General features: G+C 42.0%; 10 protein-coding genes. 8 read left to right on the forward strand and 2 right to left on the reverse strand.

The window, feature by feature from the left end:
* Window positions 1–1,182 (forward strand): 2-octaprenyl-6-methoxyphenyl hydroxylase, encoded by a 1,182-nt coding sequence (ubiH, locus tag L3Q70_RS04515; RefSeq protein WP_237114924.1) that lies wholly within the window; start codon window positions 1–3, stop codon window positions 1,180–1,182.
* Window positions 1,179–2,345 carry an FAD-dependent monooxygenase gene (locus L3Q70_RS04520; RefSeq protein ID WP_062570354.1) on the forward strand — a complete coding sequence of 389 codons (1,167 nt, stop codon included), beginning with the start codon at window positions 1,179–1,181 and terminating at the stop codon, window positions 2,343–2,345. Before ubiH ends, L3Q70_RS04520 begins: the two co-directional genes overlap by 4 nt.
* On the opposite strand, the gene L3Q70_RS04525 is transcribed toward L3Q70_RS04520, so the two are convergent.
* Window positions 2,346–3,215 carry an AraC family transcriptional regulator gene (locus L3Q70_RS04525; protein ID WP_130151102.1) on the reverse strand — a complete coding sequence of 290 codons (870 nt, stop codon included), beginning with the start codon at window positions 3,213–3,215 and terminating at the stop codon, window positions 2,346–2,348.
* Window positions 3,216–3,466: 251 nt separating this feature from the next.
* Here L3Q70_RS04525 and L3Q70_RS04530 point away from each other — a divergent pair, with 251 nt between their 5' ends.
* The 6 genes from L3Q70_RS04530 to L3Q70_RS04555 all read left to right on the forward strand — a co-directional run bounded on the left by L3Q70_RS04530 (window position 3,467) and on the right by L3Q70_RS04555 (window position 13,996).
* On the forward strand, window positions 3,467–6,103 hold the full coding sequence (locus L3Q70_RS04530; protein WP_237114925.1) for a TonB-dependent receptor: 2,637 nt from the start codon (window positions 3,467–3,469) through the stop codon (window positions 6,101–6,103).
* A gap of 35 nt (window positions 6,104–6,138) precedes the next feature.
* Complete coding sequence (locus L3Q70_RS04535; protein ID WP_237114926.1) at window positions 6,139–7,659, forward strand: tryptophan halogenase family protein; 1,521 nt, start codon at window positions 6,139–6,141, stop codon at window positions 7,657–7,659.
* Between the two features lie 149 nt (window positions 7,660–7,808).
* Window positions 7,809–9,056: an MFS transporter gene (locus L3Q70_RS04540; protein ID WP_237114927.1), complete on the forward strand. Its 1,248-nt coding sequence runs from the start codon at window positions 7,809–7,811 to the stop codon at window positions 9,054–9,056.
* 23 nt (window positions 9,057–9,079) lie between these two features.
* Complete coding sequence (locus L3Q70_RS04545; RefSeq protein ID WP_062570358.1) at window positions 9,080–9,955, forward strand: ROK family protein; 876 nt, start codon at window positions 9,080–9,082, stop codon at window positions 9,953–9,955.
* Window positions 9,952–12,495, forward strand: coding sequence for a family 20 glycosylhydrolase (locus L3Q70_RS04550; RefSeq protein WP_237114928.1), 2,544 nt, complete (start codon window positions 9,952–9,954; stop codon window positions 12,493–12,495). The genes L3Q70_RS04545 and L3Q70_RS04550 overlap by 4 nt, the downstream gene beginning before the upstream one ends.
* A gap of 196 nt (window positions 12,496–12,691) precedes the next feature.
* Entirely contained in the window at window positions 12,692–13,996 is a 1,305-nt protein-coding gene (locus L3Q70_RS04555) for an MFS transporter (protein ID WP_062570360.1), read from the forward strand.
* 242 nt (window positions 13,997–14,238) lie between these two features.
* Here the strand turns inward: L3Q70_RS04555 and L3Q70_RS04560 are convergent, their stop codons facing one another.
* Complete coding sequence (locus L3Q70_RS04560) at window positions 14,239–16,389, reverse strand: TonB-dependent receptor (RefSeq protein ID WP_237114929.1); 2,151 nt, start codon at window positions 16,387–16,389, stop codon at window positions 14,239–14,241.
* Window positions 16,390–16,531: the final 142 nt, after the last annotated feature.

Raw genomic sequence — 16,531 nt, forward strand, 5'->3', positions numbered from 1 at the left:
GTGGCAAAGCAGTTTGATATTGTCATTATCGGTGGTGGAATGGCGGGTGCAAGTTGTGCACTGGGCCTAAAACAGAGCAATAAGCAGTTATCAATCGCTGTAATTGAAGCAAATGAAGTAAGCGCAGACTATCACCCAAGCTTTGATGATAGAAGCATTGCGCTGGCTCAGCAGTCGGTGCAGTACTTAAAATCAATCAATGCCTTTGATTGCCAAGCGCCATTTGCGGCAGCGATTGAAAAAGTAACCGTATCTGATCGTGGCCATTTTGGTAAAACACATATTGATTGCCAAGAATACGGCCATGATGCCCTTGGCTATGTGGTCGAAGTGAATCCATTTGGGCGTAGTCTTCATCAGCAACTCATAGGTACTGACGTCAGTTTATTTTGCCCTGATACAGTCGCCAAACTTGAATACCAGAGCGACTGTGCCAACGTCACGCTAAGCTCCGATGAGCAGTTAAGCGCAAAGCTTGTGGTGATTGCCGATGGCGCTCATTCGCAAAGCCGTAAACTGGCTAATATTGAGTTTAATACCCGCGCTTATCAGCAAGCGGCGATTATTGCCAACATCGAAGTAGCTGGTGGTCATCATCATCATGCCTTTGAGCGTTTTACCGAGCACGGCCCAATGGCACTGTTGCCAATGAGTAATAATCGATACTCGTTGGTGTGGTGTATGGAGCCTGAGCAAGTTGAGCACACTATGGCGCTTGAAGACGATGCCTTTTTAGCTGCGTTACAAAAAGCATTTGGTTACTGCGGCGGTTCATTTAGCAAAGTGGGTATGCGTGCAAGCTACCCGCTTGTGTACGGTAAAGCAGAATCACTGAGCAGCCACCGCACAGTATTAATTGGTAATGCAGGCCACGCTATTCACCCAATTGCCGGGCAGGGCTTTAATTTAGGCCTGCGTGATGTGCAATTATTGTGTGATATGGCTAATAGAAGCGACCTTGGTGATTACGCCTTTACCCGTTATTACAGTCAAACTCGCAGTAAAGATATTACTACCGTGATGACACTCACAGACAGCCTAGTGCGTTTGTTCTCAAACTCATCACGATTGCTCGCGCTTGGTCGCAGCATTGGCCTTTTCTCAATGGATTTATTCTCCTCGTTAAAAACCCCGCTGGCAAAACAGCTTATGGGTCAGGTTAAGCAAGGTAAACGGATATGAAACAAGCACAAGTTTGTATTGTCGGTGGTGGCTGTGTTGGCCTTACGCTAGCACTAGGTTTAGCAAAAGCAGATATCAGCGTTGTGGTGATTGACGCGAGTAAAAATCAAACCTTACCGGGTGATGATTACGCACTTCGCGTGAGCGCGTTAAGCCTAGCTAGTCAGGGCTTACTCGAGTCTTTAAATGTTTGGCCAGAGATCATTAAACACCGTGCTACACCGTATACGTCGATGGATGTACGTGATCAAGACAGCTTTGGTAAAATTCATTTTGATCATAACGATCTCGACTTACCACAGCTAGGTCATATCGTTGAAAACGACATTATTCGCTATGCTTTAATTAGTGAACTTGAAAAGCAAAGTAATGCCACTTTACTGTTCGAAACCCGTTATCAGCAAATTCATCAAACTGACTCTGATGTGTTTATTACCCTTGAAAGTGGCGAGCCTGTGATTGCTAAATTATTAGTGGCGGCTGATGGTGCTAACTCGGCTATTCGCAAGCAGTTCAACATGCCAATTACCTTTAAAGATTATGACCATCACGCCATTGTCGCCACGGTGAAAACTGCTGATGAGCATAACAACACGGCACGCCAAGTGTTTTTGCCAACAGGGCCGCTGGCGTTCTTACCCTTGCCAGATAAACACACTCACTCAATTGTCTGGTCAACAAGCCCAGAGCATTGCGACACACTTTTAGCGCTTGATGATAGCAACTTTAATAAAGCGGTTATGGCAGCCCTCGATGGCCAATGCGGTTTATGTGAAGTGCAAAGTGAGCGCATAGCGTTTCCGCTTAAGATGCGTTATGCCCAGCAGTGGGTGTCGGGCAACGTGGTATTAATGGGCGATGCAGCACATACCATTCACCCATTAGCTGGTTTAGGTATGAACCTTGGCCTAAAAGACGCCGCTTATTTAATTACCCTTTTAAGTAATGAGCAAGGCGAGTTTGCAAGTGCACGCACGCTGCGTGATTATGAACGTACTCGTAAGCTTGATGCACAAAAGCACATTGCTATGATGCAAGGCTTAAAAGAGCTATTTGCAGGGGCTAACCCACTGAAAAAACTCGTCCGTGGCGTTGGTTTAAGCCTTGTAGACAACCTTGGGCCAATTAAGCACTTATTTGCCAAAGAGGCCATTGGCAAATAACTATATTAGCGATTTTTGTTTCAAACGTTTTCTAAATTGGCTCGGTGTCGAGCCTTTTAATGTTAAAAACCGTCGATTAAAGTTTGATGCGTTTTTAAATCCGCACTGATCGCTAATTGCTGTGATAGAACGATTAGTATTAATAAGTAACTTGCATGCCTTACCAATTCTAAGCTGATTAATAAACTCAGTGAGCGTTCGCTCCATTCGTTTTTTAAAAAAACGATGAAAATGATTTGTACTCATATGTGCCATTTTAGCGAGTTGCTCTGCGTATAATGGCTCTGTGTAGTATTGGTAGATATACTCAATTACTTTATCAAACTTATCTTTGCTAGGATCTGTTCTGTCGGTATATCGAAACCCAGAGCTTGATAACGACAAGGCACTGTTATCTTGGCTCATAAGTCTTAGTAATTTTAATAGTCCTAAATATTGCTCAAACGGCTCACTATGTTCAATTTCTTCAAAGTATGATTTAGCGTGTCGAGCACATGCTTTTGAAAATTTTAATCCTTGATAAGAGTCTAGGAGTAACCCTTCTAGGGAGTGTAGCTCAGGGTGGCTATCAATCAGTTGAAATAACCATTGCTTGGGGATTTGTGCAACATGAACAACTTGGTTGCTCTGATCCTGATTGGGTGTTGATTGCCATGTGTGGGGTAAATCAGGGCCAAGTAAAACTAAATCTAACTCGTCATAAGGCGCAATATAATCACCAATATGACATACACCTTGGCTATTCAGTGTTAAACAGACTTCAAATTCTGGGTGGTAATGCCAATTAAATGGAATGTAATCAAGCTGATATTTACAGTATCGCCACGATGAGTTTGTATTGGGGATCACTTTTTCGCACATTGCACGCATTGAATCAGCCTATTATTATTTTTAATTTCCTTATTTGAGCAAATGTTAAGATTGATAGTGATACTATTCTATTACCTTTTGGTATTAACCTACTCCTAGCTTATTCTTATTTATTATCATGGTTTAAATTTTCGTCATAAATAGGCATTAATTGATAGAAAAATACTAGAACAGGTAAGAATTGTACCTCTTAACGTGAGGTTAACGGGATAACCTAGTGCCGCTTTTATAACAATAAATAGGGACTAGGAATGAAGATTAAACACACCAAAGCACCATTTCGACTGAGCATATTGGCAATCTGTACTTCAACATTATTTAGCACACCAACAACAAGTTATGCTCAGGAAGTTGATGCTAAAGACGACATCGAAACCATCGAAGTAAGGGGCATTCGCCGCTCATTAGAAGCATCCATGAATACCAAACGATTTGCCGACGGTGTTGTCGATGCTATCACCGCAGAAGATATTGGTAAGTTTCCAGATAAAAATATTGGTGATGCACTGCAACGTATTTCAGGGGTAACTGTTGATCGTCAATACGGCGAAGTAAGTGGCGTGACAATCCGTGGTACAGCACCTGAGCAGTCACGTGTGTTATTAAATGGACAAACAGTGGCAAGTACATCTTGGTATGACTTAGGCCCTGCCACACGTACTTTCAATATGGAGCTATTATCGGCTGAGCAAGTATCTGCTGTTGAAGTGTTCAAAACGCCTGAAGCAAATATTGAAGAAGGTGCACTAGGCGGCACGGTTAACTTAACAACCCGTAAGCCTTTAGACCTTGATACAAATACGCTCATGGTGTCGGCTGAGCTGGCAAGAAGCTCGCTGTATGATGAAACGGATCCTGGCGGTTCTGTGCTATTCAGTTGGAAAGACGATAACGAAAAATTTGGTGTGCTAGCAGCCTATTCATATGAACAGTTAACATCTGGTCGTCATGTATTAGAGTCCATAGGTGGCTACTACGAGTACTTCGCAGAAGATCAAAGTACAAATCAACAATCAACGGTAGGTGCGTGGAGTATTGGCTCGCAAGCGTTTAAAGCAGAGCGTGAGAGAACAAGTGCGCAACTCACGGCACAGTTTACACCAACCGATAATACAGAGTTTGTCGTTGATTATTTTCGTTTTGAATTCGATAACCCGCATGTAAACCATAACTTTTTAACAGTCAGTGCGCGTGGTATGGGCTCATCTAATGTTGTTAATAATTCATTAGGGGGAACAGAGCAGGCAACAATCGAGCCTGGGTATGCATCTATTATATACAACCCTGTGGTACGTAATGCCGTTAACATGAAGGCTGATGTATTAAACCTATCGGGTAAATATGTAGGCGATAGCTTTACTTTATCAGGGGTTATTGGTCAGTCGACATCCGATGGTGGTACTCAGTTTGGTGCATCTTCTTGGTGGATCCCTGCAACAGATGAAGGCGATAAAATTGGCGATCCGGCATTTCCTGATGGACAAAATAGTACCGATGGGGGGTTTACCTATGATGCAACAGGACCCTACCAAGTATGGTTAACATCACTTGATGCGACAGATGCTTCGCAGCTTAAGCATGCACAAGAAGCTAACTATGAAACCACAGTTCAAGAGCATGAAGTGAGCTATGCGCAATTAGATCTTGAATTTATCCTAGACGGCCAATTTTTTACTGCGCTTGAAACCGGTATTAAATTTAATCGTAGTGAGTTTTCTCGGGTCGCGTTTAATCGTAATCCCGATGAAATAATTGGTTTTGTGCCAGACGGTAATTTTGCAAACTGGAGTGGCGGTGTTTTTACAGGCCTACACTCACAATCTTCAGGCCACACACTTGATTCATATGCCTATCTTGATACCGACAAATGGTGGGGGTTTATTTCAGATAAGTATGAAGCCGGTGCGCTCACTGAAGTTGCAAATCTAGGTAATACCTTCTCGGTTGATGAAGATATGATTGCTGTGTACGTAAAAGCCGATTTCAGTGGTGAAAACTATCGCGGTAATATGGGTGTGCGCTATGTTGAAACAGAGCAAACATCACAAGGTTTTGCAGCAGGTCAGCAGTTTGAAGAAACCATCGATTACGATAACTTCTTACCAAGCATTAACTTTGCCTATGATTTAACAGATAACATTATTATTCGTGCGGCAGCATCGCAGGTAATGGCGCGTACCAACTACAGTGATTTAAAACCTGGTTTAGCTATTAATGAAAACTTTGGTAATGCAACAGGTGGTAATCCAGATTTAAAACCGTATGAGGCTGATCAAGCTGATTTAGGCATAGAGTATTACTTCACAGACGCATCAATGTTTTCAGCAGCGTTATTTACTAAACAGATTGAGAATGTTGTTTTCTCAACAGAAGCGGTTGAAACCGTTGATGGCTGTGGTGCGAGCCCAGATCTTTATGATCAATGCCGTGTGACCAGGCCGCGTAGTAATGGTGACGGTGAAGTAACAGGTTTAGAGCTACAGCTTCAACATAGCTTCGATAATGGGGTTGGCTTTATAACCAATTACACTTACGTTGATAGCGAAACCAATACCCCTGATAACACCAAAGAAATGGTGCCAGGGGTGTCGGAAAATAGCTTCAATGCGTCATTGTTTTATGAAAATGCTTACATCAGCACTCGACTTGCGTACAACTGGCGTAGCGAGTGGATTGGTGTTGGTGCGGCCCAAGCTGTGAAAAACGATGATTATCAGCAAATTGATGCTTCAATCATTTGGCATGCGATGGAAAATCTTGATGTCAGCCTTGAAGGCGTAAACCTGACCAACGAGGTTATCCAATCATACGACACCAACTATGGTCTTACACAAAATACCATTGAATTTGGTTCTCGTTACTATCTAAGTGTTAGCTATAAATTTTAATGGAGTTAGGCCGTGTAATACGGCCTAAACACCCTATGAAAGAAATTAAAAAGTTAGCAATTTTAGGGGGTGGTACAGCCGGTTGGATGTGTGCTGCTTACCTAAGCAAATTCCACATTGATCTGGATATTACCCTGATTGAGTCGAGTAAAATCGGCGCTATCGGTGTCGGAGAAGGATCTACACCTCATTTAAAACAGTTTATGCAACAGTTGGGGATTGCTGAGCAGCAGTGGATGCCTTATTGCGATGCGACATTTAAAGCGGGTATTTACTTTAAAAATTGGAATGGTGATCACCGTGCTTATTTTCATCCCTTTTATAGTGAGATGGATATCAATACCGCGGAGGTATTTTTTGTAAATGCCAATGCAAGACGTCGCGGTCATGAGCAGTGGTGTGGCCCCGATAGTTATTTTTTAACAGGACATCTTGCAAAAAACGCGTTAAGCCCGAAAGCCAAGAGCCCGATGGTGCGTGAGCAGCACTATGGTTATCACTTTGATGCCAAAAAGTTAGCTCATATTCTAAAGGGCTATGCAATCGAGCGTGATGTTACACATATTGATGATGAATTTGTTGCAGCAATAACAAATGCTCAAGGTGAAATAAGCGAGCTGAAACTAAAACACTCAGCACCGGTTAATGCTGATTTTTATATTGATGCAAGTGGTTTTAACGCGCTCTTAATTGGTGAAACACTCGGCTGTAGGTTTCAACCTTTTACAGATCAGCTATTAAATGACAGCGCTGTAACTGTAGCCTGCCCACAAAATATGAATCAGCCGCTACAAGCTGCGACACATTCAACTGCGTTGAGTGCAGGTTGGCTTTGGCAAATACCTTTAACCTCACGCATTGGCGCAGGCTATGTTTATAGCTCGGCTTTTCTCTCAAAACAGCAGGCAGAGCAAGAGCTTGCAGCAACGCTTAATATTTCAGTGAATGACGTTGAGTTCAGACATGTGTCCATGAAAGTAGGGGCACGCTCGTGCGCATGGCAAAAAAATGTCATGGCAATAGGCTTAGCACAGAGCTTTATCGAACCTCTCGAGGCGACATCACTGATGGTTACCCAGCAATCCATTTTGTGGCTGAGTGAGGCTATATCAAAAATACAAACAAGTCCTACACAAACTGAAAAACTAAGACTGCATACCAATCAGCAACTCCATTATTTAGTGAATGGGATTAAAGATTATATTTGTGCACATTATGCGACATCAAAGCGTCGTGATAGCGCTTATTGGCGTGCTGTAACACAGACTACCGAGATACCAACTAGGTTAGAGCCATTGTTAGCGGCATGGCGAAACGGCGATGATTTTGATGCTTATTTATATCATCAATACCCAGAAAGCGTTTACTCAAGGCCGAGTTGGTACAGCTTACTGGCAGGTATGGACTATAGAGATAGCGCGTTAAATGCCCCCACTGAAAGCGCTCAACAAGAGATCGATTTAGCCGCTCATGCCTATTTAGAGTCGTTATGTAGCAAGCACTTCGAACCACACATAATGCAGCTTAAGGCAATGCAGCAAAACAACTTTGAATAGTATTAGTAATCGCTTGATAAATGTCACATGGCTTTAATTTTTTAAGCACACTAAGAATTAAGAGTGGTGATTACCACCCCTTGGATCATTTTGTTTGTCCGCCCACAAGCAAATGCAATCACCACTCTGCTTAATTTAGGTATATAACAATGAAAATTAATTACTTATTAGTAACTTTGTTACTTTTTACATTTTTTACTATCTCTTTTATCACTAACTTGCTGGCACCTTTGTTTCCAGCATTAATCGAAAGCTATGACATAGGCTTGGCACTAGCTGGTTTCTTTGCATTTGCTTTTTTTATTGCATACGGCGTGATGTCAATTCCCGCGGGCTTGTTGGTGCAGCAATTTGGTGAAAAGAAAATCATGCAGCTAGCGTTTTTATTAGCGCTGATTGGCAGTGTTATTTTTGTAACTATGCCGACCTTTTTTGTTGCTATGCTCGCGCTATTTTTGATTGGTTGTGCAATGGCGATGCTGCAAGTTGCTATTAACCCATTACTCAGAGCCAGTGGCGGTGCACATAACTTTGCGGTGTTATCGGTTGCTGCTCAACTAATGTTTGGCCTCGCTGCGAGCATTTCTCCATTAGTGTATAGCCACATAGCGGGCTCTGCCAACAGAGGTGAGAAGAGTTGGTTACTACAGTGGGTGCCAGAGAATATGAGTTGGCTCAGTATGTATTTAATCTTTGCTTTGGTATGTGCCGTGATGTTAGTTGCTGTATCACTTGTACCTATGGCGAAAAAGGCCGACGACAACAGTGAAACGTTACATCTCAAAGACAGCTTAGCGCTTTTAAAAGACCGCACTGTGATTAAGTTCTTTTTTGCTATTGCTGCTTATGTGGCTATTGAACAAGGCGTTGCGAATTCAATTTCAGTTTTTCTAGAAAGATATCATCAAATCGATCCACAAACTCAAGGCGCACAAGTCGTCAGCCATTTTTGGTTAGCACTCACATTAGGCTGTTTATTGGGGATTGTATTATTGAAACTGTTCAACGCTAAGCGTGTATTACAAGGTTTTAGTGTTGCTGCCAGTGCCTGCTTTATTGCTGCAATATTCGGTAGTAAAGAGGTTGCAGTGATGGCTTTTCCTGCGGTTGGATTTTTCTTATCTATTATGTGGTCCGTAATATTTTCTCTTGCCCTGAACTCAGTGTCATATGGGCATGGAGCTGTATCAGGCGTTTTATGTACAGGGATTATCGGTGGAGCGCTTGCATCGCCAACCATCGGTTTGATTAGCGACCTGACTAATAGCTTGCAGTTGGCTCTATTGATTGTGCTTATTCCACTGGTTTACTTATTCAGTGTGGGAATATGGGCCAAGCCACTTGTTAATAATCACACCATTAATATTTTTAAGCGTAACGCGCAAACGTCGATTTAAATAAATTTAGAGTAGAGGCTGAGATGTCAGACACCATTTTATGCGTAGATTTAGGCGGAACTAAAGCACTGGTTGCTCAAGTTGATGAGCAAGGGGTTAAGGAAAAACATTACTTTGACGTTGATAGCCATTTAACTAAGCAGCAGATGAATCAATTTTTGTATCGCATTATTGATCACGTGATAGAAAAACATTGCAAAGGCATCGTTGTCGGCGTGCCAAGTATGGTGTTACAGCCGACAGGTGTGGTTATTGAAACGATCAATATTCCCCATTGGTATGATGTTCCTTTAAAAACATTATTAGAGAATCGTTTTAACTTACCGGTTCTGATCCATAACGATGCAAATTGCTTTGCGATGGGGGAGTATAAATATTCTCAGGTAAACCCAGACGATAATCTTGTTGGTGTCTGCATTGGCACTGGGTTGGGGGCAGGACTTATTTTAAATGAGCAACTATACACAGGAAAGCATTCTGCGGCAGGCGAGTTTGGTAGTTTTCCCTATTTAGATGGCATTATCGAAGACTACACATCTGGGCAGTTTTTTAAAAATCAACAAACCACAGGTCGTGCAGCTTACAACCACGCACTTAACGGCGACACCCAATCATTGCGTTTATTTACGCAGCTAGGGCAGCATCTTGCGCATGCCATTAATCAGGTAATACTTGCCTTTAACCCAGATAAAGTTGTGTTGGGTGGGTCTGTTGCTCAATCCCACGCGCTATTTATGCCAGCGCTTAAATCGGAACTCGCCTTACTGGTGCAGCCCATTATTATGCAGTCGCTGCAAATTACCATTAGTGAGCTTGGTGACAATGCGCCATTACTCGGTGGTTATGAGTTATTTCAACTTGCTGCATCTGAAACGAATTTATTGGAACAAGCATCATGAACAAGGTTATTTTATCGGTTATAACAGGGTTGCTATTGCTGACGCATTCAGCCCAAAGTGCGACTCAAACAGAGTTAAATCGTTTAGCGGAGAGTCTACAAGTAAACTATCAGTTGGTAGATGCAAACCCCGTAAACTGCCCAGCGCCACATGAAAAGCAATGTTATTTATCAGCGCTTACATTTACCTCTAGCACTGATATTGACCCACAACAGTGGCACATTTACTTTAGCCAATTAATGCCTGTTTATAAGGTCGATTCGAAGTGGTTTGATATTGAACATATCAATGGTGATCTTCATCGTATTTCGGCTAAACAAGCATTTAAAGATATGCCAGCAAATACCACTTTTGCAGTACAGTTTTATAGCCAAGAGTCGCAAATTACTCGTTCAGAATTTTTACCTAACTTTGTACTCGCTGCACCAGGGCTTGATAGTAAGGTTATTGCCAGTACTAAAACATCTGTCGATAATGAAACACAACTTGAGCTACAGCCGTACTTGCAACCTTTCACTACTGACGCACAACTACAAGTGAGCGATGACGATGAAACGCCTTGGATGGGCGCAAATTATCTTTATGATAGCTACACAAAACCGACGTTTAAAACAGCTCCGTTAGGGTTAATCCCTTCACCTATAAAGCTTGAACAGCTTTCAAGCTCGCGTATTGATTTAAGCAAAGGCATAAATGTCGTAGCTAAAAAGTCGCATTATATTGCTCTCATGCCGGCATTAGAGCGATTAGCCAAGTTAGGAGTACCACAATCGAAAGAGGGGATTGTGATTAATGTATCGCAGCAATTAACGTCTCAGTTACCTGATGCGTATGAACTTACCTTACGTCATAACGCCATAACAATAAATGCAAACAATACAAGGGGTGCTTTTTATGCCTTACAAAGTCTTGCTGCCTTAATAAGCTTAGATGATTTAACCTTACCCGAGCTGAAAGTTACAGACGGCGCTAGGTATGAATACAGAGGCATGCATATCGATGTGGCCCGTAATTTTAGATCAAAGGCATTTATTTTAAATACGATAGAGCAAATGGCTGCGTATAAATTAAATAAGCTTCATTTACACTTAGCTGATGACGAAGGCTGGCGTTTGCAGATTGCGGGTCTTCCTGAACTAACTTCTGTAGGAGCAAATAGGTGTTTTGATTTAACAGAGCAAACTTGCCTGCTACCTCAGCTTGGTGCAGGCATAAATGCTAACTCTGGCATAAATGGCTATTTTAGTCGCGCTGACTATATTGAAATTTTACAGCATGCTAAAAAACATTTTGTTGAGGTGATCCCCTCATTTGATATGCCAGGGCACTCTCGAGCAGCAGTTGTTGCAATGGAGGCACGTTTTAATCATTTTATGGCATTAAATAAACCAGCCCTTGCAAAGCAATATCGACTTACCGAGCCTGAAGACACTACTGCATATAGCTCTATCCAACATTACAAAGACAACACGCTGAATGTATGCCTTGATACAACCTATGACTTTATCGATAAAATCTTAGACGAGGTTATTACACTTCATAAAGAAGCGGGTGTGCCTTTAAACACATACCATATTGGTGCCGATGAAACAGCTGGAGCTTGGTTACAATCACCGAGCTGTATCGCATTACAGCAAAAAACCAAGATACACTCGTTTAATGGTTACTTTATTGAAAGAATAGCTAAGCTCGTTGCTGATAAAGGCTTAAATGTGGCGGGGTGGAGCGATGGTTTAAGTGATGTGAATGTAAATAATATGCCCAGTAATGTGTATTCCTACGCGTGGGCAACATTAAGTGACGAAGGTCACAAAGTCGCGCATAACCACATAAACAATGGTTGGAAAGTCGTTGTGACCAGCCCTGATGTTACCTATTTTGATTTTCCTTATCAGTCACACCCACAAGAAAGAGGAAATCATTGGGCAAGTCGTGCCATAGACAGTAAAAAAGTCTTCTCTTTTATGCCGGATAACTTACCAGCACACGCGCAAATTTGGCGCTCTGTAAAGCATCAAACCTACGTCGCCGATGATAGCCAATCAGCAAGAACGGCGGATGCATACGGTATTCAAGGACATTTATGGTCTGAACTATTACGAAGCGATCAACAAGCTGAATACATGATGTACCCTCGCTTGTTTGCGCTTGCCGAGCGAGCATGGCACAAAGCTGAGTGGGAACTTGATTATAAAAACGAAGGCGCTATTTATAGCCATAAAACTCAACAGTTCACTCTAGCCATGCAGCAACAAAAAGAGCAAGACTGGCAACACTTTGCAGCTCTTGTCGGGTTTAAAGAGCTTGCCAAGCTTGAGCAAGCAGGGCGCTTTTATCGTATTCCCACAGTGGCAGCCAAAAAGACGGACAGTGGCATTGATGCGTTTGTTCCCTATCCAAATATTGCTGTCGAGTATCAAGATAAGTTAGGAAATTGGCATCGTTACGATAGCCATAATAAACCTTTGCAAGCTGTCAAAGTAAGAGCGAAGAGTATCAATAATGAAAGGGCAGGTCGTGCTTTAAAACTAACTAATTAAATCAAAGCACTGTCGATTTTTAAAGCCGCAATTAGCCTGCTGATTGCGGCTTTTTCATGTTGTACACACAGCAAAATGATAGCGCTGTCATTTTTGTTAGTGTATGATTAAATTTTTGTGATTGGTATGGAAATTAAACGGCAGAAAGCTGCTATTATGACCCGCCAAATAAAAATAATTAACCAAGAGAACAATTATGGAAGCAACGGTTGAGTGTGACAACAACACAAAACAAAGCATCTGGCTGCCAATGGTATTGGCCGGCTCGATGTTTTTTATTCTAGGGTGTATAACCTGGCTTAATGGCGCAATTACACCATTTTTACAACAAATGCTTGAGCTATCGCCGTTACAAGCTTCGTTTATTATCTCCTCATTTTATATTGCTGTAACCGTTGCTGGTATTCCATCTGCAATGCTTATAAAACGAGTCGGCTATAAAAACGGTATGGCGATTGGTTGCGCTATTATGGCTTTGTCGGCGTTAATGTATATTCCGGCCGCTAAACTGCAAATGATCGAAATCTTTTTGTTTGCTCAGTTAATGATTGGTGTTGGGCAAACTGTTTTACAAACTGCTGTTAACCCGTATGTGGTTAAAATGGGCTCTGAAAAGTCAGCCGCAGTGCGTGTTTGTATTATGGGCTTATTAAATAAGTTTGCAGGTGTTATCGTGCCTGTTATTTTTGCTGCTGTGGTTGTAAGTGGTGTAGTGGATGGTGCGGGCAAACTATCGCAAGAACAAAAAGACATCATGGCAAATAGCCTTATCATGCCTTATGTACTGATTGCTGGTTTAATCATGCTTTTTGCGGCATTTGCTAAATTTGCCCCATTACCTGATTTAGTGTTTGATGAAGATCAATCATCAAATGGCAAAGGCGAAATTAAAGAAACTCTTGCACACCCTCACTTAGTTTTAGGTGTTGTTGGTATTGCGCTATACGTTGCTGTTGAAGTGATTGCCGCAGATACTATTGGCTCGTACGCGTTGCAAATTGGTGTAGCTGACTATTCAGTGATGACCTCATACACCATGGCGTGTATGTTAATTGGTTATGCAATTGGTATCTTAACTATTCCACGCTTTATGAGTCAGCAAACTGCGTTATTAATGTCGGGTATTGCCGGTATTATCACAGTCTTGTTAGTGGTTATGGGTAGCAACGACTCATTCATTATCTCAAACTTTTTATTAGTGCCATTTGGTGGCCCAGAGCTTCCAGATCCTCTGTTATGTATTGCTTTACTCGGTTTTGCTAATGCTATGGTGTGGCCAGCAATTTGGCCTTTAGCGCTTGCAGGCTTGGGCCGTTTAACTGGCACAGCCTCAGGGTTATTGATCATGGGTATTGCTGGTGGTGCATTAGGTCCTTTATTAATTGGCCTTGGGAACGTGGCAGGCCTTGGTGCACAAGGCGCGTACATTGTGATGATCCCAAGCTATGTATTTATCTTATTCTATGCCTTAAAAGGTCATAAGATGAGAAGTTGGAAATAACTTGGTGTAATAATTCAAGTTAGGCAAAGCCGCGGTACGCCCATCACCGCGGCTTTTTTTATTTCGTATAGGTTATCTTAATGGTTATGCTTTAATAAACGCGCCACGCAAGCATAACGCCTACACAATTATATAAGCGCCGCTGTAGGCGTGAAATTCATTTCGCGCGAATTTGTTTCTACAAACAAAAAAGCCGTGTGATTTTCATCACACGGCTTTTAAACTTTCGTTAAGTCGTTTTATCAGAACGAGTAGCTGTAACCTAGTTGAAGGGTACGTGGTTTACCAGTTTGGATACCACCATGAGCGCGGTTTGCAACGTAAGTCTTATCAAACAAGTTATCTACAGTTAGATATACTTTTTGTTTGTCGTCGATAAGGTATTTAGCTGCTAAATCCCATACTACACGGCTGTCGATTGCATTGCGGCCTGAGTCTGATAGGTCTGCATGCGCATCTGAAACATAGCGCATTTGCGTATCGAATACGAAGCTTGAGAACGTAGCACCAACAGAAAGGGCTAGCTGGTTTTCAGGCACGTATGGCATTTCATCACCACTTGTTACACTTCCCCATAGGTCAGATTCAAAATCGTTTTCGAACTCAGAGTCTGTGTATGTGTATGTTAAGCGAACAGGGAATGATGCGGCATTGCTTGTAAATACTTTACCCGCGCTTAGCTCAAAACCAGATACTGATACTTCACCATAGTTGTATTGGTCGCCAATGTTGTCATCACTACAACCTACAGCTGCAGTACAGTTACCATGCATGTTGCTGTAGTCAGAGTTAAAGTAAATGACTTCACCAGTGATTCCAGCGTAATCATAACGACCACCAAGTTCAATATTTACACTCTCTTCTTCTTCTTGGTCAGCGTTACCTGGCGCTGCTGGAGCATAACCTTTTTGGATACCGGCAAGCAGCGTAAGGTTGTCGTTTAATGTATAAGTTGCGCCAAGTGAAGGCACTAAAATATCGCTGTCGTTGCTGATATCTTTTGTTAGGCCATTAGAGCGTGTTGGATCAGACTTAGACCACTCTTCACGTGTAATCGTAATATCTTCGTAGCGTAGGCCAGCATTAATGATTAATGCATCAAGAGTCCATTGATCTTGGATAAAGAATGTTGTCGCCTCAGCGCTATCTACGCGGTTACTATCAGAACCACGTACGCCTCTTTCAGTTAGCGTCATTGAAAGGTCTTGATTTAGCGTGTATGTGTCTTGCCACTGAAAGCGGTCCATCTCGTCTTCATGGTAACGAGCACCAACAGTAATGTAGTGGTTACCTGCTGGAATGTGGAACTCAGTTTGTAAGCCTTTTGCTTGGTAGTCACGGTTATTCGCTTTTACGCCAATGCCTTCGATACCTTCGCTTGTTGGGTTTGCTTCAAACTCGCTGTATTGCTCAAGGTAGCTTGTACCTACTTTACTTGCTTTATACCAGTTACGGTGAAAGTCGTTTACATAAGCCGTAGCCAGTAGTTCGTAACCGTCACCAAAACGATATGCATAGTTTAGTTGATACGCATTGTGGCGTGTATTCATTTCATCGTTTTGTGATGCTGCATAACGACGGTATGGACTTTCTTTGTAATCTGCATCTGTTAAGCCCATATATGTTTCATCAGAGCGCTCATCAGAATACTTTAGTTTCATTTCTAGGCTATGGGCTTCGTTATCGCCAAAATCAAAACCAAATTTTAAGAGTAAGTCATTTTTCTCAAAGCCAGTGTTGTCACTGCCAACAGGTAGATCTTTAAAGCCATCAGCACCATAAGAGAATACTTCTACAAGGCCCGCAGCATTGTTTTTCTTTTTACCGTAGTAAGCATGGCCTTTATAGAAGCCATCACTACCAAGCTCGGCATTAAACAATCCTTTAGAGCCTTCTGTTGGTAAACTACGAGAAACTAAGTTTAAAACACCGCCTGTTGTACGAGGACCATATTTAACAGAGGCTGCACCTTTTAGTACTTCGATAGACTCCATACGACCCATAGTCGGGAAGTAATAAGCAGAAGGGGCTGAATATGGAGCAGGGGCAACAAGTACGCCGTCTTCCATTACAGATATTTTATCATTACGAGAAGTGCCCGTGCCGCGCATGCCGATATTTGGGCGAAGGCCATAGCCATCTTCCTCTTGTACATAAACGCCAGGTACTGAGCTCAATACACGTGAGATGTCAGTGTATTCAAACTTTTCTAGCTCTTGCTCGCTAATAAACGTTGCTGAACCTGGAATATCATTAATAGCTGCAGCTGAGCCAATTACAGTAATTTGTTCAAAGCTTTTTTCTTCTTTTGTTGCATCTTTTGCAAGTGCATTAGCGCTTAAAGATAACGCGATTGCAGTCGAAAGTGTTGAAACAATAAACTTAGGTGTCATTGTGTGTCCTGTCTGTGCTTGGTTTTGAAACGGTGTAATTTAAACATGGAAAATAATACGAATCAATCCTATTTGTACTAAAACAGGTACTAATGATTAAGTTTTTGATATAAAAGAGTAAAATTATCTTGTGGTAGTATTG

Source organism: Pseudoalteromonas sp. CF6-2, from assembly GCF_021729425.1.
Lineage (GTDB): Bacteria > Pseudomonadota > Gammaproteobacteria > Enterobacterales > Alteromonadaceae > Pseudoalteromonas > Pseudoalteromonas arabiensis.